Raw genomic sequence first — 26,579 nt, forward strand, 5'->3', positions numbered from 1 at the left:
GCCGCCTGACCAGTGCGGTGAGTGCCGCATTACGGAGTCGAGAATGCACGAGAAGACCAAGTCCGCAGACCAGGCAATCACATTGATCGTCGAGGCGATGACCAATCAGGAAAAGGTCGATCTGCTTTCCGGCTTCGGAATGTGGAAAACCGCAGCGGTTCCCGCGTACGGTATCAAGCCGATCGTCATGACCGACGGAACCTACGGCGTGCGCTATTCGATCCCGCAGATCGACAGCGACGAACGCGGCGGCATGGATCTCGATGCTTTTCTATCGGTGGTCAACCAGCGCGCCAGCGATGTCGCTATTGCCTGGGGTGAGATGAAGCCGGCCACCTGCTTCCCCAATGGTTCGGCGATGGGCAACAGCTGGGACGAAGGCCTGATGCAGCGGCTGGGCGTGCTTCTCGGCCAGGAATGCCGCGCCATGGGCGTGCACCTGTTGCTTGGTCCGGGCATCAACCTGCGTCGCACACCGCTCGCCGGCCGATCCTACGAATATTATTCGGAAGATCCGCTGGTTACCGGCAAGCTGTCGGCGGCGGTTATCGAAGGCATCCAGAGCCAAGGCGTTGGCACCTCGCTGAAGCATTTTGCCTGCAATAATTCCGAAGTCGAACGCACTACGATGGACAGCGTCATCGAGGAACGCGCGCTTCGGGAAATCTATCTCAAGGGTTTCGAGATCGCCATCAAGCAATCGAAACCCTGGACGATCATGTCCTCCTATAACCGCCTCAACGGCGTGCAGGCCTCGCAGGACCCTTGGCTCCTGAACGAGGTCCTGCGCGATGACTGGGGTTTTGACGGCGTTGTCGTTTCCGACTGGCATGGCATCAAGGATCGCCCGGTTTCGCTGATGGCCGGTGGCGATCTCGACATGCCGGAAAGCCCGCGCCGCAAGGCCGATCTTCTCGCCGCACTCGACAACGGCAGTGTCCCGGCCGAGGTGGCGAACCTGTCGTGCCAGCGCATGCTCGACATGATCGCGCGGTGCAACGAAGGTGCAAGCCAGCCTGTGCCGGTCTACACCGCCGAAGAACACCATGCCGAAGCCCGTGCAATGGCCGCCACCTCCATGGTTCTGGTGCGCAATGAAGATCTGCTGCCGATCCGGCCGGAGATAAAAACCATTCTCGTCGTCGGTCGCGACGCCGGCACGCCGGTCATCCAGGGTTCGGGTTGCGCCACAACAATCCCGACCATGGTCGATCAGCCACTGGAGCAACTGGAGCTGGCCTTGGGCGAAAATCATAGTCTGACCTTCCGCGAGGAAGCCGATGCCGATACGCTGGCACTGGCCGCCAAGGCGGATCTGGTTCTGGTCTACACCTCGACCGAAGGGGCTTATGACGGCGAAGGTTCCGACCGCACCACGCTGGCGCTCGGCCCCGGTCAGGATGCCATGATTGCGGCGCTGGCTGCCGTGTCTGACAAGGTCGCCGTTGTGATCGCTTGCCCTGATGCCGTGGAAATGCCGTGGATCGAGGCGGTGAAGGCGGTTCTCGTCACCTTCTATTCCGGTCAGGCCATGGGTGGTGCCGTCGCCGACGTGCTGACCGGCAAGGTCAACCCGTCCGGCAAGCTTTCCGTCACTTTTCCGAAGCGTCTCGCCGATGTTCCCGGCTTCCTGCATTATCCGGGTGAAAACGGTCGACATATCTATGGCGAAGGTATCCATGTCGGTTACCGCTCTTATGATCTGCGCGAAATTGAGCCGCTGTTCCCCTTCGGCCACGGCCTGAGCTATACCAGCTTTGCCTATTCCGACCTGTCCGTCTCGTCATCCGAGATCGGATTGAAGGACGAAATCGCCGTCGCCTTCACCGTGACCAATACCGGCGAACGCACCGGTGCCGAAGTGGCGCAGCTTTACCTGCAGGCACCCGGTAAACGGTTGAAGCGCTCGCCGCAGGAACTGAAGGGTTTTGCCAAGCCGATGCTGGCGCCGGGCGAGAGCAAGCGCGTCAAAATCACCCTCAAGGGTTCGGATCTGGCGATCTGGGATCCGGCACTTGGTCGCTGGGTGTTGGAAGGCGTCGAGGCCCGTCTCGTGGTCGGCGCCTCCTCGCGTGATCCGAAACTTTCCGCTGATCTGACGATCAAGCCGTCTGTCCTGCCGCATCGTCGCATCGCTTATGACACCCAACCGGCTTATGTCCTGCCGAACGCCATCGCCTGCGAGCATATCTGCGCCTATCTGACGGACCGCTGCAATATTTCGAGAGAGGATGCCATGCGCATGCTCAATCATTGCTCGAACTCGTTCTTTGGAATTTTCACCTCGCTCGAGCGCCGTCTCCGCGTTTCCATTCCCGAAGCCGAGGTTGCCGGTCTCGTTGCCGAGATCAACGCGGCGATGGACGAGGCGGAGAAAAGACTGTGACCGCGACGCAGGATTGGCTGGAACGATTGGTGGCTCACCCCACCATCAGTTCCGCCACGAACCTGCCGCTGATCGACGAGATCGAGGCGGCGCTGGCGAATTCCGGCGCGGTCTGCGAACGCTTTATCGATGCAACGGGACAAAAGGTGGCGCTGCTGGCGCGTCTTGGCCCGGATGTGCCGGGAGGCTTGATGCTCTCGGGGCATGTCGATGTCGTGCCGGTTGCCGGGCAGGACTGGACAGTTCCGCCGTTCAGCGTCACCCGCAAGGGCGGCAAGCTCTACGGGCGAGGCACGACCGACATGAAGGGGTTTGTGGCATCGGCCGTGGCGCTTGCGCAGACGATCGATTTCCAAAGTCTGGCGGCGCCGTTGTGGCTTGCGATCTCTTATGACGAGGAGATCGGCTGTGTCGGCGTCAGGCCGATGCTTGAGGAGATTGCCGGTCGGGATATCCTGCCCGACCTTATCGTCATTGGTGAACCGACGTCGATGCAGCTTGGCCTTGGCCACAAGGGCAAGATGGCTTTCCAGGTGAAGGCCAGGGGCGTTCCGCGCCATTCCGCTGAAGCGCCGCTGGCGCTCAACGCCCTGCATATCGCCGCCGATTTCATCTCCGGTCTGCGCAAATTGCAGGACGAAATCGAGGCGCGTGGTTTGCGTGAGCCCGGATATTCGGTGCCTTATGCCACCGTTCATGTCGGCAAATTGTCAGGTGGCACCGCTGTCAATCTGGTACCGGATCATGCGGATCTCCTGATGGAATGCCGCATGATGGCGGGGGATGACCCGTTGGCTCTGGCCGAACAGGTCCGCAAGGCCGGCGCGGCGGCCGTTGCCCCGCACAAGGATCGGTTCAAGGAAGCGTCTATAGATATCGAGATCACCGGCAATTATCCTGGCCATTCGATTGATGCGGACCACCCGGTCGTGCAGGCCTTTGCCGCCTGCCTTCCGAAGGGAGCCGGAGAGTGCCGCGTCAGCTTCGGAACCGAGGCCGGATTGTTCGCGCAGGCACTGGATGTGCCCGTTGTGATCTGCGGACCCGGCAGCATGGAACAGGGGCATCGTCCCGACGAATTCATCGAGGAAACCCAGCTGGCGCTGTGCGACCAGGTCCTTGCGGAGGCCGTCATTCGCTTTTGCACAAGCCGTCGGCCGCTTGCTTCGCATGTGCCAAAGCAGATGCACGGAAAATTGTAATTTACCGAAGCCGCAGCGACGGGAAGAGTAGAGTTGACGAAGGTCAAAACAAAAACGCCGGAGGGTAAAAATGAATAATAATGTATCACGCCGTGGCTTCATGAAGACGACCACCGGGCTTGCCGCCGTGGCGCTTGCCGCTCCGGTCATTCTGAAGGGCAATCGCGTATTCGCCGGCGAAACGCTGGTCGTGCGCGACATGGGCGGCGCCTTCTATGAAGGTTTCAAACTTGCCTTCTATGACACCTTCACTGCCGAGACCGGCGTCACCATCCAAACCAATACCAATGAGCCCGACCCGATCCCGCAGTACAAGATGGCGATCGACACGGACACCAAGCTGTTTGACGTTGCCCTGATGACGCCGGAACATGTTCTGCGCATCCGCAAGCTCGGCGACAACTACATGCTGCCGCTCAACATCGAGGTTCCCAACAAGGCCGATTTCGCGCCGCATACGTTCGAAAACGATTTTGCCGGTGTCGCGATCTTCGCACTGGCCATGGCCTATCGCAAGGACACCGTGAAGACGGTTCCGACCAGCTGGGCCGATTTCTGGAATACCGAAGCCTTCAAGGGGCGTCGCGGCATGTGGCGCAGCCCGGTTACGACGCTGGAAATGGCGCTGCTCGCCGATGGCGTTCCTCTCGACAAGCTGTATCCGCTCGACGTCGAGCGTGCCTTCAAAAGCCTCGACAAGATCAAGTCCAGCATCGACATCTGGTGGACTTCGGGCGCTCACGCCACGCAGTTGCTCCAGAATGGAGAATTGGACATGATGTCGACCTGGTCGACACGCGCACAGGCAGCCATCAATGCCGGCGCGCCGGCAGGCATCGTCTGGAACGGCGGCCTGTTCAACATCGATGGCTGGACCATTGCCGGCAACACGCAGAAGGCTGATCTGGCTCGCAAGTTCATCGAATGGTGCCTGGATGCAAAACGTCAGGCCGCCTATACGGACATTCTGGCTTGCGGTCCGACCAACATGAAGGCTTACGAACATCTGAGCGCCGAGAAGGCTCAGCTCCTGCCGACGGCGCCCGCCAACATCAAGGGCCTGACTGTCATGAACGCTGCCTACTGGGCAGAACATCAGGACGAACTGACCCAGCGCTTCGAACAGTGGATCCTGAGCTGATTTTCAGCGCCAACGACCACCTGAGCTTCAGGTCTCGCCCCATGGCGGGACCAGTTATCTGATAATGGGTGGCCCAGTTCTGCGATATGCTGAACGGGCCATTTCAACGAACGGGACATCCATGGCTGAACTTTCCGCCAAAGACACCTTCTCACGGAAGCGCCTGAGGGCGGACAGCCTCTGGCTCACCATGCCGGGTCTTGTCTACATGGCTCTGTTGCTGATCCTTCCGGCCGGCGCGCTGATCTGGCAATCCTTCGTCGATCCGAAATCCGGTGCTTTCGACCTGTCCGTTTATCGACAGATGTTTTCAGCTGGTGTCTACGTGAAGGTGCTTGCCAACACATTCGCCATCTCCGCGCAGGTCACCCTCGTTTGCCTTCTGGTCGGTTATCCGATCGCCGTCTGGCTGGCCGGCATGTCGGAACGTCGTCGGCGCATGGCCATGTGGCTGGTCCTCTTGCCGTTCTGGGTCAGCCCGCTTCTGAAAAACTTTGCCTGGATCGTGCTGCTCGCCCGCAAGGGCATCGTCGCGCAGATGCTGACCGGCATGGGTTTCGATACGCAACTCGATCTGCTGTATGGCCGCGGCGCAGTGATCTTCGGCATGGCGCATGCCATGCTGCCGGTCGCGATCCTCACCATGCTGCCGACCATGCTGTCGATCGACGGTCGACTGATCCCCGCCGCGATGACAATGGGGGCAAGCCGCAGCCAGTCCTTTTGGCGCATTTTCGTGCCGCTTTCCATGCCGGGTGTGGCCGCTGCCGGCCTGCTTATTTTCGTCATGGGGCTCGGCTTCTTCATCACGCCGGCTTTGCTTGGTTCGCCACGCGAAACCGTCATAGGCCAGATGATGATTACCCAGGTGCAGCAGCTCTTCAACCTGCGCCTTGCAGGTGCTCTTGCCGCTCTCCTCCTTGCCGTGACGCTGATCACCATCGCCGTCTACGATCGCTTCTTCGGAATGTCGGCCGTCTCCGGTAATGGCGCATCGACCAAACGCGGTGGCGTTATCGGAGCCATCGGCGGCGCGGTCATCGAGATCGGCTCGGGTGTCAGCGATTTCATCGCCAACCTCTTCCCCGCGCGCCTCGGACGCGGTGTGTTCACCGCGTTCGTCTGGATCGTGATCGCCATCATGATCGTGCCGGTTCTGGCATTCCCGCCCATGGCTTTCTCGGGTTCGAGTTTTCTCGAATTCCCGCCGAAAAGCTTTTCGCTGAAATGGTTCCAGACCTATCTCAGTTCCGACCAATGGATGGGGGCGACCTCACGCTCGGCGATCGTCGCGATCGTCACGGGTATCATCGCCACCCTCATCTCGGGCATGGCGGCCTATGGTCTGGCACGCACGCAGCGCAAGGCAGGCGGCGTGATCTTCCTGTCCTTCATGCTGCCGATGATCGTACCCAATATCGTCATCGGCGTGTCGCTGTTCTACGTGCTGGCCAAGATCGGCCTGATCGCCACAGATACCGGCATCATTCTTGGCCATACACTGTCGGCCATGCCGATTGTCTTCGTCATCCTGCTGACCACGTTCCGGGGCTTCGACTGGCGGCTGCTGCAGGCTGCGGCCACGCTCGGTGCAAATGGCTGGCAGCAGATCCGGCTCGTGCTTCTGCCGCTGATCAAGGGTGGCGCCATCGCGGCATTCCTCTTCGGCCTGCTGCATTCCTTCGAGGAGCTCACCATTGCGCTCTTCGTCGGAGCGGGCGTCAAGCAGACCCTGCCCAAGCAGATGTGGGACGATATCATCCTCAGCATTTCCCCGACCCTGGCTGCTGCCTCGGTCTTCATCGTGGCGGTGGTGACAGTGCTCTTCGTCATCGCCGAAAAGGCAAGGCCGCGCTGACACATGCGTAACCCAGCCGATCCCATCACGACCAAAGGAATCACAATCGCCATGTCAGCCGCTTCTGCCAGCACGCCGGAAATCAAGCTCAAGGTACAGGGTCTCGCCAAGCTCTACGGTCAGACCACCGCACTCGATCATGTCGATCTCGAAGTGCGCAAGGGTGAACTCCTGACCCTTCTCGGTCCTTCGGGTTCGGGCAAGACCACGCTCCTGCAGCTGATCTGTGGCCTGCAGGAGCCGACCTCCGGCACCGTCATCATCGACGGCAAGGACCAGACCCATGCGCCGGTCAACAAGCGCGACATCGGCGTCGTCTTCCAGAACTATGCGCTTTTCCCGCATATGTCCGTGGCCGAGAATGTCGGCTTTGCGCTGAAAATGCGCAGCCTGCCAAAGGCTGAAATCGATGCCAAGGTGGCCAAGGCCCTGGCAACCGTCGGTCTCGCGCATGCGGCCGCACGCTCCCCCTCGCAGTTGTCCGGTGGCCAGCAGCAACGCGTCGCGCTCGCCCGCTGCCTCGTTTATGATCCCGCCATCATCCTGATGGACGAGCCGCTCGGCGCGCTCGATGCCAAGCTGCGCGAGGTCATGCAGATCGAAATCAAGCGCATTCACCGCGAAACGGGTGCGACGATCATCTTCGTCACCCACGACCAGCAGGAAGCACTCGCCCTGTCTGATCGCATCTGCCTGATGAACGACGGCAAGATCGCCCAGCTCGGCACGCCGCGTCAGATGTATGACGAGCCGCAGAACCTGTTCGTCGCAGATTTCATTGGCGTCTCCTCGATCATCCGCGGCACAGTAAAGGCAGGCGCGCTTGAAGCTGCCATCGGCACCCTGCCGATCGCTGGCGATGCACCGCCAGAAGGAACCACGGGCGCGATCGTCGTGCGACCGGAAGTCATCACGCTTGGTGAGGGTTTCTGCGAGGGACGTGTGCGCGAAACGGTCTATGGCGGTTCGGAACTGCGCGTCATCATCGACGCCGGCGAGCAGGAAATCATTGCACGCGCACCGGCAACGGCAGGCGACGTGGAAGTCGGCTCGACGGTGCGCTTCGGATGGGCGCCGGAAACTGCCCGCTTCCTCATAGATAAGGCCTAATCCCCAGGGCCTTCGTCCCCGAGCCGGGAGCGATAGCGTTTCCGGCTCGGGTACAAACTCCAGACTTTGTCGGTGCTTTTTTGGCACGCCCCAAACAGTTTTGACCGGAGCAACCGAAACATGGCCGCACTGCGTTTTCTCTACGATTGTGATCCCGGCGCCGATGACGCGCTGGCCATGCTGCTGGCGCTTGGTCGCCCCGATGCGCTCGACATGATTGCCGTGACCTGCGTGGCGGGCAATGTCGGGCTTGAACCTGTCGTCAACAATGCAAGGCGCATCCTGGAACTCTGCGGGCGGCAGGATATTCCGGTCTATTCCGGTGCGGCCCGTCCGATCATGGCATCGCGTGGTCGCCTCTCCATCATGCACGGGTCGGATGGCCTTGCCGGCAGCACGCTTCCCAAACCCACCATGCCGCTGGCGGATGGACATGCGGCAAACGCGGTCTCTCGCATCGCCCGCTCCGAAGGCAAGTTACATATCTGCGCGACTGGTCCGCTGACCAATCTGGCGTTGGCGCTGCTTCTCGATCCGGACCTGCCGGATTTCATCAGCGCCATCACCATCATGGGTGGGGCTGCATTCTGCCCCGGCAATACGACGCCGCTGGCCGAGTTCAATTTTGCCGTCGATCCGCATGCTGCTGCGATTGTTTTTGACAGCTGTATCCCGATCACCATGCTCGGCCTCGATGTCACACGTCAGGCTACAGTGACAGAGGATATGATAGGGCAGGTACAGGCGATCGATAATCCCGTAGCAAGAGAAGCTGCGCATCTGCTGATCAACTACGGTGCCAAGGATCCCTGCTTGCATGACCCTGCCGCGATTGCCTGGATGCTCAAACCGGAAATGTTCGATACGAAGCAGGCGCATGTATCCATTTCCACTGATAGCGGGCCGGCCGCCGGTCAAGTGATTGCTGCTGTCAGCGAGCGTCATCTTGACGGACGCTCACCAAATTGCGCGATCGTCACGGGCGTTGACGCTGAGGAGTTCAGGCGCGTGTTTGTTGATGCTCTAAACTGAGCGCCTGTTTGTCGTTCCGTGTCCGTCTGAACCGGTCAATGGCGCAAACGCAATGAGGTTCATGGCCTCAGCACTGAAACAACATCTTCGCCGGATCAGCGTGTTCAGCTCCTGCTATGCGGCGCTATTGAAAGCCTTTCCAAGGAGGTTTCTCCGAAAGGTGTACGGCTGGTCCGGGTTTCTCCCGGCTGGATCGCCAGTCCCGGCTCCAATGGTCTGGCTCTGCGGATCGCCGAGGAAGCCGGTATCAGCTACGACGCTGCGGTGGATTTGATCATGAAGTCGCTCGGCGACATACCTCTGGGACGACCAGCCGCGCCGGAAGAAGTCGCCGACCTGATCGCGTTCCTTGCATCGGATCGAGCATCGTCCATCACGTGCACGGAACATGTTATCGACGGTGGGACTATTCCGACCGCTTGAACATCAGGTCGTAAGTCGGCCGGTCGCCACCTCCATCCGCTAAAGCGGTACCAATCTCATTTGTTGCGAGTGGCGGCTGCGGCTGAACTTATGGCGCTGCAGCTGTCCGGCCGCGCGGCAGACTTGGGCCCGCCAAAAAAGTCTCCTCCTGTCACATGCACTTCACGCGCTCGTCTATCAGACAATGCTGGCGGAGCTGGAACAACGGTCGATGGACACCGCTTGGACCGCCAACTTTCCCCTAGAAGGCCGCTTTAAGTGCGTTGTGGTCAAGGGAAAAAACTACTGATTTTTCGACATCTCAGATGGTTCCGGTGGGAAATCCCGGCGCTATGTCGGTCCAGCCGAAGATGCTGAGATCACGCGGCGCGTCGAAACACACCAGCAGCAGAAAGATGATCTTCTCGCACGACGACGGATGGTAAGCAGTCTCACTCCTGAAGGCGGGATGATTGCACCGGATACGATGTCAGGAACGGTCGTGGAAGCGCTTGCATCCGGCGGCCTCTTTCGGCTCTTCGGTATGCTCATCGGCGCGGTCGCGTTCCAGACCTATGCGGGCTTGCTCGGTGTTCGATTGCAGGCGGCTGCAATTCTGACCGGAGATGCTGATGTCGCTCAGGATAATGCAGTCTCTCGCGAGGTTGAAGACACGCTTCCGCCCATTGTTGATCTCCTGCAGAACGTTGATCCAAGTTTTCCGCCAGTCCCCCACCGATTAGGTTCGATTGCCTCGTCCGCCTTCCAGAAAGCAACTGGATATCGTGTCGAATTTCTAACTTCGAACCGGGGATCTGATGACTACATCGACCGACCCGCAAGCATGCCTGCTCTTGGTGGCGCAAGTGCGGATCCACTTCGGTTTCTCGACTTCCTGATCAGAGATCCCTTGAGAACGATCCTGTTGCACAAGAGCGGCATCCCAGTGACTGTTCCAGATCCTGCTCGATATGCGGTGCATAAAATGATTGTGGCCACAAGACGCAGAGCCGACGGTCTAGGTGCGGTTAAACGCGACAAAGATATTCGCCAGGCCGAAATCTTTTTGAAGCTCTTTATGAGACCCGCAGAGCGTCCGATTTCCCGATTGCGTTCGAGGAAGCGTGGCAACGTGGGCCAGCGTGGCAAGAGGCTCTTCAGAAGGCTGCAAACAGTATGTTGTCTGCGGAAGGCCAAGATGCGCTTAACCGGATCAGGAGACAAGGTAACACCGAGATCGGTTCAGATCCGCCGGAGGGCTTTCCTTAGAGCACGTAGAAGTCGGCAACGGGTTTACGAATCCAAAATCGCGCATCGGCTTCAAGTTCTTAAGGATACGGTCAGTTTTACGCCGGTTCAACTCCCATCAAGAGCATTGGAGGTCTGCTTCCCACGCCAATTGAAGCATCGGCCTCCCGTTCGAACCAAGTGCGTAAAGACAGCGTACCTAAGCATTTGCAAGGCCTCGCTGAAGGCGGTGGTTGCAGGTTGGGAATCCATCACCCATTTGGCAATGCGAGGGAATTGGGTCTCGTTCCCGTCCAAATGTCTTCACTCTGAAATCCACTCGATCAGCAGGGTCTTGTAACGCGCCAGAGTAGGGTCGGCTGACTGTGGTGAAGTCGATACCAAGCTTGTTGGCAAGTTTGCGCTGCGTTGGAAACCTCCTGCCTTCCGCAAGTCGCCCATTTGGGATGTCCTGAGCCAAAGCGTTCGCAATAGCCAGGTAAATAGGCGCCTCCCAGGTATCAAGCTGAGGCGTCCAGGAGAACTCATCATTCATCCATTAAAATGCATTCAATCGAATCCATTATATGGTCGGTGCATGGGATTTAAATTTTCCGCAGAATTCAAGAAAAACGGCAACATTAGACACGTTTGATGGTTTTCAACGTCTTTCAACGGCAGCCTTCACGAGGCAGTACCCTGCGACAATATGTGATATACGTCTATTGATCGCAGTATTGTATGTTTTTGTATATGCAGTCAATTTTATTGGAGATATGACATGACCGACGACAGGGCTATGTTGTCACCTATTCACAGCAGATCCGGTGGGCTTGCCTCCCCGCCGTGGGACAGGCTGGCGTTCGTTGTGGTCGTCTTGATATGCGCTGTGGGTGCGGCGTTGGTGGGCATGATCCAGTTTGTTTATTCACCTTCAGTCGGGGTACACCTGTTTGTCGCGCTTCCTCCGGTGCTTTTCGCGTGTCTCTTGCCGTTTTGGCTGGTGAAGCGCTGGCTTGCCAGCGATCGTTTCCGTTTTGAGGCGGACAATATGAAGGGCGACGACGACCGCGTGCGAGAAAAGCCCCTGAATAGCGTGTCGAACGTCGTTACTCTCGGCGCTCAACCAGCCCATGAAACGCTTTGACAGTTGCAGGTAAATCAAGGGCTTTCGCTTAGCCAAAGCTGCTGCCGTCTGCCATAGCTATCCATGCAAGCATGCGCTCGGGCGGGATGAGATCTCAAGACCTGTCGTGATGCACAGAGAGACACAACCATGAATTGGGTACCTATCGTCTTCGTTACGTTCAAGGTTCTGGCCTTGGGAATAGCCATGTTCTTCGCTATCAAGTGGCACTACGATCAGGGGGAGAAGGGGGCAACGCTTGCTATGCTGGGCACCGGCGTCAAGATGACCACTTTCTTCGTTCTCGCGCTACTGATCGTGGCGCTTATCGCCTTTTTCGTAAGCAGCATGCTGGGTTTGGACTTGAGATTCCCTTGATGGCCGACGTCAGTGGTCACTTGGTGTTCGGCGGCCTGAACATTCAGTGACACTTGCAGAACATTGGCCTTTCCTGGCGACGCCCCAAGTTTTGCCCTGGGGCGTCGGAGTGTTTCGGTCGAGTTATTTCAGGCGGGAGGAGACTTTTTCGATCGCCTTGTTGGCACAGGCCTCGTCCAGATTGCCGCCGGGGGCGCCGGCGACGCCGATTGCACCGACTGTTGCGCTACTAGCCTTGACGGGTACGCCGCCTGCAAGAACAAGGAAGCCCGGAATGTCGACAAGGCCGGCCGCGCCAGCGTTTTTGGCGACGTTTTCGGCCATCGTGCTCGTCGGCGTGCGTGAAGACGCTGACGTGAAGGCTTTTGCGGTGGAAGCGTTTGCCGTGTGCGCTCCGGCATTCTCGGCGCGAACGAGAGCGAGCAATACGCCAGAGCGATCGGTTACAGCCGCGGCGACATTGTAGCCTTCCGTCGAGCACGCTGCCACTGCAGCCTGGGCAAGCTCTATAGCCAGCGGGGTGCCGAGGCTGGTCTGCTGGACGACATCCTGGGCAAGAGCCGAGGCGGCGAAAGACGTCGTAAGTGCAAGCGAGAGCAGGGCAGTTTTCATTTTGTCAGCCTTTTGGTTGGTGAGTGGAGTGCAGCCAACCTAGTTGGACAAGTGACGTCACGAAATTCGCACCGCCACCGAAGAGCATCGGTAGGATTACCGATGCTCGGCAAGCCAGATGCGCGTCTGTTCGGCAACGGCTGACGTCCCGAATTTCGCGGCAATGTTGGCGCGGTGGCTATCGACGGTACGCACGGAGACTTCGAGCGCGGCAGCTATGTCCTTGCTTGCAAACCCTTTTGATACAAGCTCGATCACCTCCCGCTCGCGCGCCGTCAGAAGGTCGATCAAATGGCTGTTTTCTCGAAACGCCAGAAATTCGCCAAGCATTGCCTCGCATGAGGTGATCGCTTCCATCAGGACATGTTCATCGACAGGTTTTGTCAGAAAATCCGAAACGCCTGCCTTGAATGCGCGGCGGCAAGCTTCAATGTCGCCATGGCCCGTAATCATGATCGCGGGCCATCCGATGCGCAGATCCGCCAGCTTGTTCATGAGCTGAAGACCGCTCGTCGCCGGCATCCTCAGATCCAGTATGAGAATGCCGGGTTGTGCCTTTTCGATATTCGCCAGCAGGTGCGCAGCATCCGGATATGACGTGACCTCTCTGCCATAGGTCGCAAGCAAAAGCGTCAGGGCCTCACGCACGGAAGGATCGTCGTCTACCAGATAGATCATGGCAACATACCGGTTGGGAGGTGGATGGTAAAACGGGCGCCACCATCATTACATGCTTCGATCGAACCGTTCATCTTTTCCAGAAGACGGGCAGAAAGCGGTAACCCGAGGCCCATGCCCTCTGTCTTGGTCGTGAAGAACGGATCGAATATGCGGTCGAGCGATGAAGGTTCGATGCCGGGACCATTGTCGGCAACCACGATCAGCACCTCGTTTCCTTGCCGCAGGACGTCGACTGTTATGTTCGGGTTCTGTCGATCTGCAACGGCATCGGCGGCGTTCCGGACCAGATTATGAAGAACCTGCTGAAACGAGATCACATCGACGTGGCCGGTTCCGACATTGTCGGACATCGTTACCGCGAGCGCAATGCCGCGCTGTGCCAAGTCGGCTTCGACGAGCCGCAAGGCATCGGTGATTGCCTCGGTCAGGGAAATTTCCTCTATCCGGGCCGGCGCCCCGGACACGTAGGCACGCATGCGGGAAAGGATATCCCCGGCGCGCCTGGCGTCGCGGATGTTCGCATCGATCGCACTTTCCAGGATGTCCGGGCGTTTGATTGCCAATGCACGTTTTGCCGCCTGGCTTTGGCTAAGTATTGCGGCAATCGGCTGAGCGAGTTCGTGGGCGATACCTGAAGCCATTTCACCTATTGCGTTTACGCGACCGGCCTGGGCAAGTTTCGCTTCCTGTTCAAACAACATGGCACGCCGCTCCTGCGACTGTCGCTCCCGGCTGGCATGGCGATACCTCATGATCAGCCATGTGATCGCTGCCAGCCCCGCAAGCAGAGGAAAGGCCAGTTGCGGGGGACAGAGTTCATTCAGTCTGAAACCGCGACTCACCATCAAATGCAGAGGCTGGCTGTGATTGCTGGTGTCCAGCGTGTTGGACGCTGTCAACAATGCATCGGTGCCGCCATTCTTTTCAAAAAGAACGGTATGGTTCAGCGACAACATCGACGAATATTGCGCACCTTCATCGCCCATATCCAGCAAGGCGTCCGTATCGATACGCAAGCGAAGTAGCCGCTTTGGGGCAACCAGTTTGAAGATCTCGTAAGCATGTGGTGTGGTCGCCGGTCGGGCTGAAGTATCGCCGGTCTTTTCAAGGCCGGTCAGATCCAGGATTGGCTGCAGGTCGATGATTTCGGGACCCATAGCTCTTCCATACGATACCGCCCTCACGGTGCCACTGCCGATGGAGATGGTGGCTATGTCGGTAATGCGGGGATAGCGGGTAATGATGTTTTCAGCCAGGCCCTGAATACTGGGCGATGGCTCGTCAGGTGACATGCGAACGACTGCCCCGAGCCCGGACAGGTGAGCGTCATGCTGGGCCAGCCTCTCGGCAAGAAGCATTTCCATGCTCCTTGTCCGCTCCGACAGATCGGAAAGATCCGACGTGTATTGGTAGGCCCCCAGCAGGCCCATGACGGCAAGGCTCATCAGCAACCACACAGCCAAGGCACGAAGAGGAAATACGCCTGCCTGTTTCAGCTGTCTCAACGCCATGGATGTTGTGGTTCTCTCTTGTGCCAATGACCTGGAGGCAAGCAATAGCCTTTTCGTGCGGGACGACAATCCGTAAACCTACCGTCCTCGACGTGATTGCAGCCGGCAGCTGATAGGTGCATGAGGCGTTAGGCGCCGCAAGAAAAATATGGGCGCGCCGTATGCTCGATGTCCACATCCTCGGCTCGCCTGCGATTGCAGTCGCCAATAGACCTCGACGATGGTCCTTGATCGTGCTTTCCTCAGCCTCGGCAATGCATAATCAGAAATGCTCTTCTTGGTAGCATTGGCATCCCGTGAGCGATTGATGACGTGAATGAGGCAGGCCGTGCTCTTCCGGCATCACTTAAAAAGGCTTCTTTCTGCTGAACTTGCAGGCAGTCGGATCCGACCCCACCAAGAGCAAACCGAGGTACTCCCCGCGCCGGAAAGTGATGTGAGTCCTGCGAGGCTATGCTGTTTCGCCCTTCAATCGCACCACATCCTTCGAGGGTGGTAGCCCGAACTGCCGGAAATATTCCAGGCTGAACTCTACCAAGGGCCAGAGCGTCTTTTCGCGGCGATTGCCGACCTCTCCAGCGCAGCCTGACTATCGTATCCAACAAGGAGCCCTCACAGGAAATCGCTCGCATCGGTGCTTCCGACCAAGAACCTAATTCGGCGGAGGCGTTTCCCATAACTAACCAAACCGATCGTTGGTTAACCGAACAGCGATCTGCGCGGGCTGAAACGTAGGATCGAGAATATCGACGCTGTCATTGCCCATCTCCTAAGAGCCTGTCCGAGAATTGAGTTGAGTGATCGGGCCGATGATGATTCCAAGACGGTGTTCAAAGCCAGAATGGAAGCGCCATGTGGAACCCGACCACCCGGCGGCAGTATAGTCGCAACCAGCCCCGATATGAAACCGACCTGACGGATAGAGAATGGGAGGTGCTCGCCCCGCTGTTTCCTCAACCGGCCCGCAGAGGGCGCAAACCAGTTTGGCCTGTGCGTGAGATCGTCAACGCCATCTTCTACGTTCTGCGTGGCGGTATCCCGTGGCGGCTTATCCCGAAAGACCTGCCGCCCAAGAGCACGGTGTTCGGTTATTTCTGCCGATGGCGCGATAGCGGGCTGTTCACGCGGATCAACCGTTGCCTGGTTGCAACGGATCGTGAGCGGGTCGGACGACAGGCCTCGCCGAGCGCCGCTGTTCTGGACAGCCAGAGCGTCAAGACCACCGAGAGCGGTGGTCCGCGCGGCTATGATGCGGGCAAGAAGGTCAAAGGTCGCAAGCGACAGGCGATGGTGGACATGGATGGTCGTGCGCTGGTCCTTGATCCCCAGCCTGCCGATATTCAAGACAGAGACGGCGCGATCCCTGTTCTGCAGGTATCCCGCAAGTCCTTTCCCTTCGTAGAAAAGGCATTCGCCGACATGGGATATTCAGGTGACAGGCCGCAGAATGCGACGCTGGTCGATGTCGAGATCGTCCGTAAGCCCAAGGATCAGGTCGGCTTTGCCGTTCATCCAAAGCGCTGGGTCGTCGAGCGTTTCTTCGCCTGGATCAGCCGAAATCGACGACTGTGGAAAGACCCGGAGGCAACGATAAAGTCGGCCGAAGCATTTCTCTATGCTGCATCCATCATGACGCTGACAAGGCGCATCGCACGACCATCATGAATTCTCGGACGGACTCTAAGCGAAAGGTTTGCGGTCACCAAAAAGGTTGGAGACCCTAGTTTTGTGCATGAATAACTGGTTCGGTTTCCAGGCGTCCATGTATGAGGTGGTCTCGAGAAACCGGAAAACAGCCGTATCAAGGGCCGTTTGACGCATAGGCGATGACCTTGCCGTCCTGCCGGACCATGTTGCACAACAACCTGGCATCATCAGGCGGGCCGCGCAAAAGGTTGATCTCGACGGCCTCACCAATGGCGATATTGCCGAGAAAGAACATCTCGCGCTGGCGACTGCCGACAAACGATCCGGGCATGGCTGCTTCGAGGGTGCCTGAAAAGAACCTCTGGAAATGCGCGAAATACAAGAGGCCAGCACCATTGAAGTCTTCTCTGGCATCCGGGACAAGGCGCGCGAGCAGCGTTGCTTGTCCGTCATGCGGCAAACCTGTTTGAGCATCAAACTGGCCGCGTCTGATAGCGGACGCGCGCTGTGCGAGCGCGCTTTCGCCATAACGCGCCGGTGCGTCGCGGCAGGGCTCGGCGCGCATCAGCGCGTGATTGTCTCCCGGCCGCCGTCTGATAATGAAGGCCGAGACGATCTCGACGTCGCAGATCGAAAGCGTACCGATCTGCAGGCGATGGCGGCTTGAATGCTGATTGCGCGACAGTGCGGTCAAAGACGACCGGATTTCGAGTATGTCGTTGGCGCGCGCCCTGGAAAAATCCGCATCGCGCAGCGCCGTGGCGCAGATGGATGCATAGGCCTCGCCGCCATCACCGGTGCGGAAATCGGCATTTTCCATCTGCAGGTGACGGGCCAGCATGATCCAGTGCCGATGCCCGAGTTCCTTCATCAGCCAGGTTTCCGAAAGCCCGGTGGGGGTGAGATGCGGCATGCCGAGAAGCATGTACGGATCAAGCGCCCGCTCCATCAGCTCGCGGGAGGAGGGCGCACCGATCCGGGTGTCTATAACGGCAAGGTTCATGATCACCGGCCGGCCATCTGCTTGAGCGCGGGTTGCAGCCCGCCCAGATAACCAGTGAGATGGGTCACGACATGTTCGGCGTCCTTGCCGACGGCGAGAAAGCGCCCTGACCCCCAGGTCCACAGCCAGGGCAAACCCAGAACGTAAATGCCGTCAATGCCGGTCACACCACGCTGCTGCACGGGATAACCCGTTCCATCGAAGATCGGCAGGCCGACATAGGACCAGTCCGGAGTAAATCCCGTGGCCCAGATTACCGAGGTGACGCCTTCATGTGCAAGATCGAGTTCTGTCGGTTCGCATTCCGGCTCCCAAAGCGGAAGATAGGGGCTGCCAGCCGGCGCATCGATGCCTTTTTCGGCAATGTACCGGTCGATCAGGCCATTGATGCCATTATAGACGCGATCGGCATTGTCGAGATTGCTTTTGAGATTGGCGGCGAACAGCATCTTTCCGTTCGCCACGCCTTCCATGCGGCCGTAAAGCTCCATTCCTTCCAGAGCGAATTTCCGCAGGTCGATGTCGCGGCCGCCATCGCGGCCGGTCAGGTAATGATTGGTATCATGCTTTTTCTTGGTCATGCCTTCATGGGCGACCGTGATGTCATACTGGCCGACATCGGCCAGCCAATCGACCACGTCGCGGCCACGGTAGAAGCGGGCGCAGCGCGGCGCATTGCCGGTCACCATGTGAACTTTCCGGCCGGCAAGATGCAGGTCCTCGGCGATCTGGCAGCCGGACTGGCCCGAGCCGACGACCATGACGGCACCCTCTGGCAATTGCGCGGGGTTGCGATAGTCGGCGGTATGGATCTGGATAATACTGTCCGACAGGCGCTCGGCTGCACGCGGCACTGCCGGCCGACTGTAGAGACTGGTGGCGAGCACGACACTGTCGGCCGTGACGGTGCCGGCCGATGTCTCCACCGTGAAGCCGCCGCCAGCCATCTTCTCGACGGATGTGACGCTCGTCCCTTCCAATACCGGCGCATCCACCTTCTTCACGAAGTGGTCAACATAGGCGATGATCTGGTCCTTCACCATGAAACCATGCGGATCCTCGCCGTCATAGGGATGATCGGGCAACTGGCACTGCCAGTTCGGCGTGACCAGGCAAAATGCATCCCAGCGCTCGTCCTTCCACTTGTGGGCGACGGTCTTCTTTTCGAAGACGACATGGTCGATACCGTGCGTCTTCAGGTAATGGCTGGCGGAAAGCCCGGCCTGCCCGCCGCCGATGACGACGGTGCTGTAATGCTGCTTTAAGTAATGGAGCATGGACTGGGCCTTTCAGAGAATGAAGCTGTTGCAGCGGACGCGGGCATCCGTATCGCTCAGGAAGGCGGCGGCGGCGCTTTCGATGCGGGCGAGCTGGTCGTTGGCCGACGAGCAGGCAAATCCGAATTTCGCCTCGACGCGGTCGCTGGCGATGGTCAACGCCTTGCGGCTGCGATCTACGAAATCCACGACCGGATAGCTTTCGCCCTCGGTAAAGAAATCGCGGATGATCAGGGAAGGCGAATAGCAGCTCTCTTCCTGACCATCGGGCCAAGTGATGACAAAACGCATTTCAGGCATTGGCAGCCTCCTTCAATGTTGCGTAGGTGGGCAAATGGGCCTCGGCGACACGGCGCCAGCTGAAACGGCCGGCGACCTCCAGCCCGCGGGCGATGACTCTGTCGCGGATCTGGGGGAGCAGTGACAGCGCCATGGCTTCTGCTATCGAGGCCGAGTGATGCGGATCGCACCAGATGGCGTCGTCGCTGCTCAGATATCCGGTAAACGGCGCAATCGACGGCACGATGGTGGGCACGCCGCTCGCCATCGCTTCCAATACGACAAGGCCGAATCCTTCCTTCAGCGAGGGAAAAACCAGAGCGTCGGCAAGCCGGTAGAGGTTGGGCATGTCGCCATCCGCCACCGCTCCGATCACGTGAACGGCGGCCGCATCCGACCGCAATGCCCGCAGATGGGACTGGAACTCCTCCTGGTAATCGCGGTGGTCGAGCAGGGACACGCCGCCGGCTATGACCAGTTGGGCAAGAGGTTCCACGGCGCGCAACTGCCGGAAGGCGTCGAGGATGCCGAGTGTGTTCTTGCGCGACTCGATGCCGCCGATGCTGAGAAAGACAGGGCCGGAATGCAGGCCGAGCCGGTCGTGCAGTTCGGCCTGTTCACCATTCCATGTTGGCGCAAAGCGTTGCGTATCAACACCGTTGCCGACCACGACGGAGCTGATGCCCCGATTGGTGCGCAAGGTTGCCTGCCACATTTCGCTGACGGAGAAAAACCGGTCGGCCCTATCGATGGAACGGTCCTGCAATTGCATCAGCTTTGGGTCGGAAAACGTGTCGATGTGATGCACGGTGCGGACGAAGGCGGGGATCAGACCGCGTTCCTTCAATGTCGCCAGCGCGTTGCCGGAAATGCCGTCATGGGCATGAAACATGTCGAAGTCCCGCGCTGCGGGGCTTTGGAAATATTGCACGTAGTCGGAGATGCGCTGCTCGACCATGCCAGTCATGTCCGATGCGGCGGGGTCGACGGAGAAACAGACTGTCTGACAACGTGGTTTGCGGAAGAATCCTCGGTCTCGGGCATCGGGAGCATGCAGCACAACCTCATGCCCGATGTCCGTAAGTCCTTCCGAAAGATGCATCGCATGCACAACGCCGCCACGCGGGTTGGTGGAATGAGTGAGCATGGCAATGCGTAGACGCCGGCTCATGCCGCATGCTCCTTATGGCGCAATTGCATCAGCGGGTTGGTTAAGTAGTCGCGGATGACTGCCCGCTCGTCACCATCCGATATGGTGACATACGTGCCGGCTGTGACCGTACCTATGGGGGCAGCGGTTATGTTGCGTTCCGCAAAACGGGACAGCACTGCCTTGACGTTGTCGGGCGAAACAGAAAGCAGGTATCCATAACTCGGGAAGGTCGCCAGCCAGCGGTCGAGTGTAACATTGGCGGGGAGGGGAATGGTGGAAACATCGATCTCGATACCGACGCCGGAACATTCTGCCAGCATGATGGCGGTGCCGACTATACCACCCTGACTGATATCCTTGGCGGCAAGCGACAATCCCGATTCTGCAATCTGCGGCAGGATGTCCAGATCGCCGCGCAACCGTGCAGACGGCGCGTCGGTTGCCGCTTCCCAGTTGTTGAAGGGTTCGCGGTAGCGGCCACGATGGTCGATCGCGGCAACCAGAATATCGCCCGGCTTCGCATCGAAACTGGTCAGCAGCTTTTTGGCCCTGCCAAGGATGGCGACGGACAGCTGCCCGCGATCGGTGCGGATATTGGTATGTCCACCGACGATCGGCACGCCGAACGTTTCGGCGGCTGCCCGCATGCCGGCAAGTACCGGGGCTGCTTCCGCCTCACCGTTGGCCCAGACAGCATCGACGACCGCAACCGGCCGGCCGCCCATGGCCACCACGTCGGATATGTTGACCATGACGCCGCACCAGCCTGCAAACCAGGGATCGGCGGCGACGAATTCGTTGATGAAGCCCTCGATTGCAAACAGCAGATAACCGTCACCATCCGGGATGGCAGCGCAGTCGTCGCCAACGGGAACGGCTTTGCCACCAAGGCCGAGGCTTGCCGCGACGCCGCCTATATCCTGTTTTGCGGCAATGCCGCTGCTGGACCGCAATCGTGCGGCAAGGGCTTCGATATCGATGCTGCCCATGTCATGCCGCCTTTTTCGCGAGCGCGACAAAACCCGCTTCGGGCGTGGCGCAGGGTGGATACCATGCCAGGTCCGCCTTCATCCGAAGATGCGGCTTGCCGTAGATCTCGAATTCCTCGACCACATCCCAATGCAGGCGACGGAACAGAAGCCCGTTCTGAACCTGCACATTGGCGAAAAACGTGTGGCAGCCCATTGCGTTGGCGGAGGAGACCGCGAGCTTGATGAGGGTCGCGCCCAGTGCGCCGACCTTGCGAAAATCCTCGTGCACGGCAAGCCGCGAACCCCACCACACACCCGGCTCGGCCTCGTGAATGCGAACCGTTCCAACCAGCCTGTCGGCGGCGATCCCCAGCATCGAGAGCGCAACGATCGGGATGGCGTGATCGTCGATCGCATCACGGTCGTCATCTTCGAATATCTGCTGTTCGCGGCAGAAGACAAAACGGCGCAAGGCGTGCGCTTCGTCGCGCTCCCAGTTCGAGGTGGCAAACTTCACCTGGAATTCGTTCGAACGATAAGGTGCAAAGGGTTCGAGCATCATTTGGTCAGCATCCTTTCATAGGTGGAAAGGGCAGAGCAGGCGCCGCATTTGCCGCAGCCGGCCTTGATATCGACGGCCTTCAAGCCGCTGGTCACCAGCATTTTCGACAGCGGGCCGAGGATCGAATGCATAAAATCGGGTTTCGGGGAGGGGTGGCTTTCGAGCGGCGTTCCCGAAATCGGCACGAAGGGCACGACGAATGGATAGACACCGATCGCCACCAGCTTTTCGCAGATATCGAGAATTGCTTCGCGGGTATCGCCGAGACCTGCGAGAATATAGGTCGACACCTGGCCGCGGCCGAAAACCTCGACTGCCGCCTTGAACGACGTCATGTATTTTTCGATTCCCACCTGCGCCTTGCCGGGCATGATGCGGGCACGGATTTCCGGCGTTACGACTTCCAGATGCATGCCGAGCGCATCGACGCCTGCCTCCTTCATGCGAGTGAACCAGATGTCGTCCTCGGGCGGTTCACATTGCGCCTGGATGGGAATGTCGACCGCCGCCTTGATGGCGCGCGCACTTTCCGCCAGCACGGCCGCACCGCGATCGTCGCCCTTCGGCGTGCCGGTCGTCATCACCATATGCTTGACGCCGTCGAGTTCGACGGCCGCCTTTGCGACTTCGGCGAGTTGGGCCGGCGTCTTGTGCGCCACCGTGCGGCCTGCCGCAAGCGACTGGCCGATGGCGCAGAACTGACAGGTTTTCGTGCGGCTCTGATAGCGGATGCAGGTCTGCAGCACCGTCGTCGCCAGCACGTCGCGACCATGCAGGACCGCAATCTGCGAATAGGGCACGCCATCTGCAGTCGAGCGTTCATAGAAGCGGGGGCGCAGCGGAAACGATACCTCGCCGATCACCCGGCCGTCGCGGCTGATGCGGCTGTTGCCGGCATCGTCCGGCTTTTCCACCAGATAGGGACTTTCGAACGCGGGGGCGGTGTGGACCGGCACCATCACCGTCATGCCATCGATCGTCAGCGCCTTGTGGTCGGAAGGGCCGGCGCCGCCACGACGGCTTTCATGGCCGGCCTTGGGATCAACCAGCCGTGCTCCGAAGGACTGCAACTCGTTGATCAGCGTTTCGGTCGAAAGCTGCGTCCGTGTGTTCGTTGTGTCCATCGGTGTTGCTCCCTGTCGGTGCGATGTGAGAAGAGGAAGGATGCGAAGCGACCATCGGCACGGTCGGCCGGTCGTCGATGACGAGATGCAGGAGTTCGGGGCGGGCATAATGGCCGACCGAGTCCATCATCCGCTTGCGCTTGACGATCAGGCTCATGTCGAGATCGGCGATCAAAATGCCTTCGCCTTCGGTGATCGGATCTGCCAGATGTTTGCCTTCTGGCGAGATGATCGCCGTCATGCAGCCGCCGCGCAGCGCCTTTTGCAGGCCCTGATCCGGCGTGATCGAGACGATCTGTTCGTCGCTCAGCCAGCCGGTGGCATTGACGACGAAGCAGCCACTTTCCAGCGCGTGGTGACGGATGGTGACTTCCATCTGGTCGGCAAAGATTTGACCGACCATCGAGCCGGGAAATTGCGCGATGTGGATGTCTTCGTGCTGGGCCATCAGGGCGTAGCGGGCGAGTGGATTGTAATGTTCCCAGCAGGCCAGCGCGCCGATGCGGCCGACCTTGCTGTCGACGACCCTCAGCCCCGACGCATCGCCCTGGCCCCAGATCATCCTTTCATGGAAGGTCGGCGTGATTTTGCGGCGCTTGAGGATCATGCGGCCATCGGCGTCGAACACGATCTGGCTGTTATAGAGCGTGCCGTGATCCCGCTCGTTGACGCCAAGCGCTACGACGATACCGTGTTCGCGCGCAGCCGAGGCCACCGCATCCGTGGTCGCACTTGGCACGGCCACCGCTTCTTCATAGAGGCGCACATGTTCACGTCCCGACAGGACCGGCGGCAGCACGAAGGAAAAATACGGATACCAGGGAACAAGGGTCTCCGGAAAAACGATCAGTTCCGCGCCATTGGCGGCCGCGTCGTGAATGGTCTCGAGAACGCGGGCCAGCGTCTTTTCCCGCGAGGTCAGGTCCGGCGCAATCTGCGCGGCGGCGGCGCGAACCGTGTTTTTTCTGTCCATGGAAAAATCCTTCGTTAGGGTTGAAGGAAGCATAGCTCCCGACAGCCGGGGGAACCCGGAAGAGGGCTCCCCCGCGCTCGGTCAGAGTGTCCAGGTGTCGAGGATGACGGCCCCATCGCGGCGGTGGATGAGCATGAGGTCGAGCACGTCGAGCGGGCTGATCGGCGTGATGCCTGGGATCAGTGCGGGCTCGCCATGTCCATAGAGCGCCTGCAGCGCGAAACGGCAGGCATAGACCTTGCCGCCCTCTTCAAGGAAACCCTTGATCTGGTTGTTGAAGTTGAGATGGCCCGGAAAGGCTTCCGCGCCGAGCTTGGGAAAGCCGCGCTGGATGCCCAGCGTGACGCCGGGACCATACAGCAGGATCGATGTGTCGTAGCCCTTGCGCTTCAAGCGTTTGGCCTGCAGCAGGTTGACGAGGCCGATCGAGCCTTCGAAGGCGACGGTATGGAAGGTGATGAGGGCTTTCTCGCCCTCTTTCGCCTGAACGTCTTCAAAGACCTTCTCTTCGTAATCGACGAAGAAGTCTCCGTCAGCATGGGCCGGGGCTGTGATTGCGGGCATGAATGGCTCCTGTTTTGAACTCAGACCCCGTCGCGGGGCGCAACCATTCAATTGCAATCACCGTGCCAATATTGGTTTTGCCTAAAATAAAATCAGATTCGCGAAAAAGCCGATCATTTACGCAGTCAATTTGGCATTAGTCATTTTTATCTGTCAAAAAAGCCGCAAAAATATGCCTTTTATCAGATCGCTCATGCTTCACATGAATGCATTCAATATGCCGTCATTGCAGACGTTTCGTGGCATTTCCTGGGAGCCGGGCCTGCGGCAATTTTTCCGATGACATCGCCAGTCCGCAACAATATACAGTCAATGATACGCGTAAATGGATATGCCGCATGAAGACCTGGATGCCCGATCTGAGCCGCAGCAGCGGCCCCCGTTACATGGCGATCGCCGATGTGATCGAAATGGATCTTCGCAGCGGCCATCTGGTTGTCGGAGACAGGTTGCCGCCGCAGAGAGAATTGGCAAAGCGGCTGGAAATCGATTTCACCACCGTTGCGCGTGGCTATGTGGAGGCGCAGAAGCGTGGCCTGGTCAGTACGCATGTGGGGCGTGGCACTTTCGTGACCGGCGGGGTGGAGAAGGAGCGCCTGGGATTTGTATCGAATGCGGCGCCTGATCCCCGCCGCAGCGCGGCCATCGATCTTTCGATGAACATGCCGCCGGAACCGGATGATCCTGAGCTGATTGCCCGCATGCGCGAGGGATTGTCCTCCGTTGCGACGAACATGATCTCGCTTCTGCGCTACCAGGGTTTTGGCGGCGCGGGCATGGACAAGGATGCGGCAGCCTCGTGGCTCAGCCGGCGCGGGCTCGTGCCCTCGCAGGAACGCATCTTCGTGACCCCGGGCGCTCACCCGGCCTTGCTGGCAATTTTCGGCATGCTGGCAAAACCGGGCGAGATCGTATTTTCCGAAAACATTACCTATCCGGGCATGCGTTCGATCGCGGCGCAACTGGGTTTGAACCTCATCGGTCTGCCGATGGACGAGCACGGCATCGTTCCCGAGGCGTTTGCGCAGGCCTGCGAACGGTCAAAGCCCAAGGCGCTTTATCTCAATCCGACCTTGCAGAACCCCACGACGCTGACCATTCCGCAGAAACGACGCGAGGAAATCTGCGCTGTTGCCCGCAAATACCATGTGCCGATCGTCGAGGACGATGCTTACGGTTTTATTCCGCTTCACAGTCCAGCGCCGCTGGCGGCCATGGCGCCCGATTTGACCTGGCATATCGGCGGCCTCGCCAAGTGCATCGGTGCAGGGCTGCGACTGGCCTTCGTGGTCGCTCCCGACACAAAGGCGGCATGGCCGTTCATCAGCGCCATGCGGGCCAACAATGTATCGGCCTCGCCGCTGACCGTGGCACTGGCGACGCGCTGGATCGAGGATGGCACGGCCGACAGCATTCTGCGCTTCATCCGCACAGAAGCCGCCGCGCGGCAGGATATGGTCGCAACCATTCTGCCGGAGGGCAGCTACCGCGCCGATCCGATCAGCTTCAACATCTGGCTGCCGCTCGGTCAGGGCTGGACCCGCTCGACCTTTGGCTCCCACATGCGCACATCGGGGCTGGGGGTTGTCGCTAGCGACGCATTCACGGTGGATGGCGCCGCGGCAGAGGCGGTCAGGGTGTGCCTGGGTGGACCGATTTCACGCGCAAAGCTGAGAGGCGCGCTGGAGTTCATGGGCCATGCGCTGGAGGGATCGCCCGAACGGGTCGGTACATTCTTCTGAAGAAAAACCGGGCGAGGAAGCTCGATGAATGGCTGGAAGCTGCCAGTGCCGGCTTGTTGCATCGCTTGCCGGCTGCGTCGCAAGGCCCATTGGTGCCGTCAGAAACGCAATCATCTCACCTCCGACACCATAAGAAGGCGGGATCACGCGCCTGAATCTCATCAAACACCAATGTATGAACGAGCGAAACTCGATCTTCTGCAGGCGTGGTTGATCGGCGCAATCCAGTCATTCTGCTTCAACAAAAATGCGTCAGATCTAATTCTGGGTGGAAATTTCCTGTGCCGCCGGAGCCGTTCTCAGCGACAATCACAACATCAGAAGGCGACTGGCGATAAGGTAAATTAGGGTTGGATGAAATTAAAACTGAATAATGTTTGTGGGGGATCGACCCCTTGCCTGCCGATCCGCACCCGCGGCCCTTGGATGCGGCTATTGTGGAGAGCGCGTCCGCGTGGCGGAATGCGATGGTCTTTTGGGTTTGAAAGAAGGACGTCGCTGATAACACGGCCGCCCGGATGACTGGCGCAGTTGTTCCTATGAGCCAGCCCCTGAACAGAAGAGCTTGCCGCAAACATCCGCCAGCCGCTGCCGTTCTGCTTCATCGGCATCAATCCG

The 26,579-nt window shown here is 59.2% G+C and carries 24 protein-coding genes and 2 pseudogenes; 12 read left to right on the forward strand and 14 right to left on the reverse strand.

Translation table 11 applies throughout. The features are described 5' to 3' along the window. The first annotated feature begins 43 nt into the window (after window positions 1-43). From AAIH70_RS22055 to AAIH70_RS22090, 8 genes and pseudogenes are all read left to right on the forward strand, one after another. A complete protein-coding gene (locus tag AAIH70_RS22055) occupies window positions 44-2,386 on the forward strand; it encodes a glycoside hydrolase family 3 C-terminal domain-containing protein (RefSeq protein ID WP_207908335.1) in 2,343 nt (780 codons plus the stop codon). Continuing rightward, window positions 2,383-3,588, forward strand: coding sequence for an acetylornithine deacetylase (gene argE / locus AAIH70_RS22060; RefSeq protein ID WP_207908336.1), 1,206 nt, complete (start codon window positions 2,383-2,385; stop codon window positions 3,586-3,588). The genes AAIH70_RS22055 and argE overlap by 4 nt, the downstream gene beginning before the upstream one ends. A 70-nt stretch (window positions 3,589-3,658) precedes the next feature. Then, a complete protein-coding gene (locus AAIH70_RS22065; RefSeq protein ID WP_132280194.1) occupies window positions 3,659-4,729 on the forward strand; it encodes an ABC transporter substrate-binding protein in 1,071 nt (356 codons plus the stop codon). Window positions 4,730-4,850: 121 nt separating this feature from the next. Continuing rightward, entirely contained in the window at window positions 4,851-6,587 is a 1,737-nt protein-coding gene (locus tag AAIH70_RS22070) for an ABC transporter permease subunit (protein ID WP_132280197.1), read from the forward strand. Between the two features lie 51 nt (window positions 6,588-6,638). Next, entirely contained in the window at window positions 6,639-7,697 is a 1,059-nt protein-coding gene (locus tag AAIH70_RS22075) for an ABC transporter ATP-binding protein (protein WP_245519379.1), read from the forward strand. 120 nt (window positions 7,698-7,817) lie between these two features. After that, complete coding sequence (locus tag AAIH70_RS22080) at window positions 7,818-8,729, forward strand: nucleoside hydrolase (RefSeq protein ID WP_132280203.1); 912 nt, start codon at window positions 7,818-7,820, stop codon at window positions 8,727-8,729. 129 nt (window positions 8,730-8,858) lie between these two features. Continuing rightward, a pseudogene (locus AAIH70_RS22085) lies at window positions 8,859-9,152 on the forward strand (SDR family oxidoreductase); the annotation flags it as partial. Between the two features lie 184 nt (window positions 9,153-9,336). Then, window positions 9,337-10,400 (forward strand): annotated as a pseudogene (locus AAIH70_RS22090) (nucleotidyltransferase family protein). Window positions 10,401-10,578: 178 nt separating this feature from the next. Here AAIH70_RS22090 and AAIH70_RS22095 read toward each other — a convergent pair. Continuing rightward, a complete protein-coding gene (locus AAIH70_RS22095) occupies window positions 10,579-10,914 on the reverse strand; it encodes a GntR family transcriptional regulator (RefSeq protein ID WP_132280206.1) in 336 nt (111 codons plus the stop codon). 225 nt (window positions 10,915-11,139) lie between these two features. Here AAIH70_RS22095 and AAIH70_RS22100 point away from each other — a divergent pair, with 225 nt between their 5' ends. Both AAIH70_RS22100 and AAIH70_RS22105 read left to right on the forward strand, forming a co-directional pair. Next, on the forward strand, window positions 11,140-11,505 hold the full coding sequence (locus AAIH70_RS22100; protein ID WP_132280209.1) for a hypothetical protein: 366 nt from the start codon (window positions 11,140-11,142) through the stop codon (window positions 11,503-11,505). Window positions 11,506-11,634: 129 nt separating this feature from the next. Next, on the forward strand, window positions 11,635-11,862 hold the full coding sequence (locus AAIH70_RS22105; RefSeq protein WP_430035666.1) for a hypothetical protein: 228 nt from the start codon (window positions 11,635-11,637) through the stop codon (window positions 11,860-11,862). Between the two features lie 123 nt (window positions 11,863-11,985). Here the strand turns inward: AAIH70_RS22105 and AAIH70_RS22110 are convergent, their stop codons facing one another. The 3 genes from AAIH70_RS22110 to AAIH70_RS22120 all read right to left on the reverse strand — a co-directional run bounded on the left by AAIH70_RS22110 (window position 11,986) and on the right by AAIH70_RS22120 (window position 14,735). Then, a complete protein-coding gene (locus AAIH70_RS22110) occupies window positions 11,986-12,474 on the reverse strand; it encodes a GlcG/HbpS family heme-binding protein (protein WP_132280215.1) in 489 nt (162 codons plus the stop codon). A gap of 96 nt (window positions 12,475-12,570) precedes the next feature. Continuing rightward, window positions 12,571-13,152: a response regulator transcription factor gene (locus AAIH70_RS22115; RefSeq protein WP_132280218.1), complete on the reverse strand. Its 582-nt coding sequence runs from the start codon at window positions 13,150-13,152 to the stop codon at window positions 12,571-12,573. Beyond that, window positions 13,149-14,735: a sensor histidine kinase gene (locus AAIH70_RS22120; protein WP_430035669.1), complete on the reverse strand. Its 1,587-nt coding sequence runs from the start codon at window positions 14,733-14,735 to the stop codon at window positions 13,149-13,151. Before AAIH70_RS22120 ends, AAIH70_RS22115 begins: the two co-directional genes overlap by 4 nt. Before the next feature lie 783 nt (window positions 14,736-15,518). Here AAIH70_RS22120 and AAIH70_RS22125 point away from each other — a divergent pair. Next, window positions 15,519-16,331: an IS5 family transposase gene (locus AAIH70_RS22125; protein ID WP_153353569.1), complete on the forward strand. Its 813-nt coding sequence runs from the start codon at window positions 15,519-15,521 to the stop codon at window positions 16,329-16,331. A 136-nt stretch (window positions 16,332-16,467) separates the two neighbouring features. Here AAIH70_RS22125 and AAIH70_RS22130 read toward each other — a convergent pair whose 3' ends face one another. The 9 genes from AAIH70_RS22130 to AAIH70_RS22170 form a co-directional block, all read right to left on the reverse strand. Beyond that, on the reverse strand, window positions 16,468-17,316 hold the full coding sequence (locus tag AAIH70_RS22130; RefSeq protein ID WP_132280224.1) for a Pnap_2097 family protein: 849 nt from the start codon (window positions 17,314-17,316) through the stop codon (window positions 16,468-16,470). Between the two features lie 2 nt (window positions 17,317-17,318). Next, entirely contained in the window at window positions 17,319-18,593 is a 1,275-nt protein-coding gene (locus AAIH70_RS22135) for an MSMEG_0569 family flavin-dependent oxidoreductase (protein ID WP_132280227.1), read from the reverse strand. 12 nt (window positions 18,594-18,605) lie between these two features. Further along, window positions 18,606-18,893, reverse strand: a complete 288-nt coding sequence (locus tag AAIH70_RS22140) for an MSMEG_0570 family nitrogen starvation response protein (protein ID WP_132280230.1) — start codon at window positions 18,891-18,893, stop codon at window positions 18,606-18,608. Next, window positions 18,886-20,043, reverse strand: coding sequence for an MSMEG_0565 family glycosyltransferase (locus tag AAIH70_RS22145; RefSeq protein ID WP_132280233.1), 1,158 nt, complete (start codon window positions 20,041-20,043; stop codon window positions 18,886-18,888). The genes AAIH70_RS22140 and AAIH70_RS22145 overlap by 8 nt, the downstream gene beginning before the upstream one ends. Continuing rightward, window positions 20,040-21,014 carry a sll0787 family AIR synthase-like protein gene (locus AAIH70_RS22150; protein WP_132280236.1) on the reverse strand — a complete coding sequence of 325 codons (975 nt, stop codon included), beginning with the start codon at window positions 21,012-21,014 and terminating at the stop codon, window positions 20,040-20,042. Before AAIH70_RS22150 ends, AAIH70_RS22145 begins: the two co-directional genes overlap by 4 nt. Before the next feature lies 1 nt (window position 21,015). Beyond that, window positions 21,016-21,558 carry an MSMEG_0567/Sll0786 family nitrogen starvation N-acetyltransferase gene (locus tag AAIH70_RS22155; protein WP_132280239.1) on the reverse strand — a complete coding sequence of 181 codons (543 nt, stop codon included), beginning with the start codon at window positions 21,556-21,558 and terminating at the stop codon, window positions 21,016-21,018. Next, window positions 21,555-22,682, reverse strand: coding sequence for an MSMEG_0568 family radical SAM protein (locus tag AAIH70_RS22160; RefSeq protein WP_132280242.1), 1,128 nt, complete (start codon window positions 22,680-22,682; stop codon window positions 21,555-21,557). The genes AAIH70_RS22155 and AAIH70_RS22160 overlap by 4 nt, the downstream gene beginning before the upstream one ends. Next, window positions 22,600-23,655, reverse strand: coding sequence for a Nit6803 family nitrilase (locus AAIH70_RS22165; RefSeq protein WP_430035676.1), 1,056 nt, complete (start codon window positions 23,653-23,655; stop codon window positions 22,600-22,602). The genes AAIH70_RS22160 and AAIH70_RS22165 overlap by 83 nt, the downstream gene beginning before the upstream one ends. A gap of 81 nt (window positions 23,656-23,736) precedes the next feature. Then, a complete protein-coding gene (locus AAIH70_RS22170) occupies window positions 23,737-24,219 on the reverse strand; it encodes an MSMEG_0572/Sll0783 family nitrogen starvation response protein (protein ID WP_132280249.1) in 483 nt (160 codons plus the stop codon). A 338-nt stretch (window positions 24,220-24,557) separates the two neighbouring features. Between AAIH70_RS22170 and AAIH70_RS22175 the strand changes: the two genes are divergently transcribed. Then, entirely contained in the window at window positions 24,558-25,961 is a 1,404-nt protein-coding gene (locus tag AAIH70_RS22175) for a PLP-dependent aminotransferase family protein (protein ID WP_430035678.1), read from the forward strand. Window positions 25,962-26,305: 344 nt separating this feature from the next. On the opposite strand, the gene AAIH70_RS22180 is transcribed toward AAIH70_RS22175, so the two are convergent. After that, a partial coding sequence (locus AAIH70_RS22180; protein ID WP_430035681.1) for a hypothetical protein occupies window positions 26,306-26,579 on the reverse strand: 274 nt, incomplete at its 5' end.

This window comes from Neorhizobium sp. BT27B (assembly GCF_050455485.1).
GTDB lineage: Bacteria > Pseudomonadota > Alphaproteobacteria > Rhizobiales > Rhizobiaceae > Neorhizobium.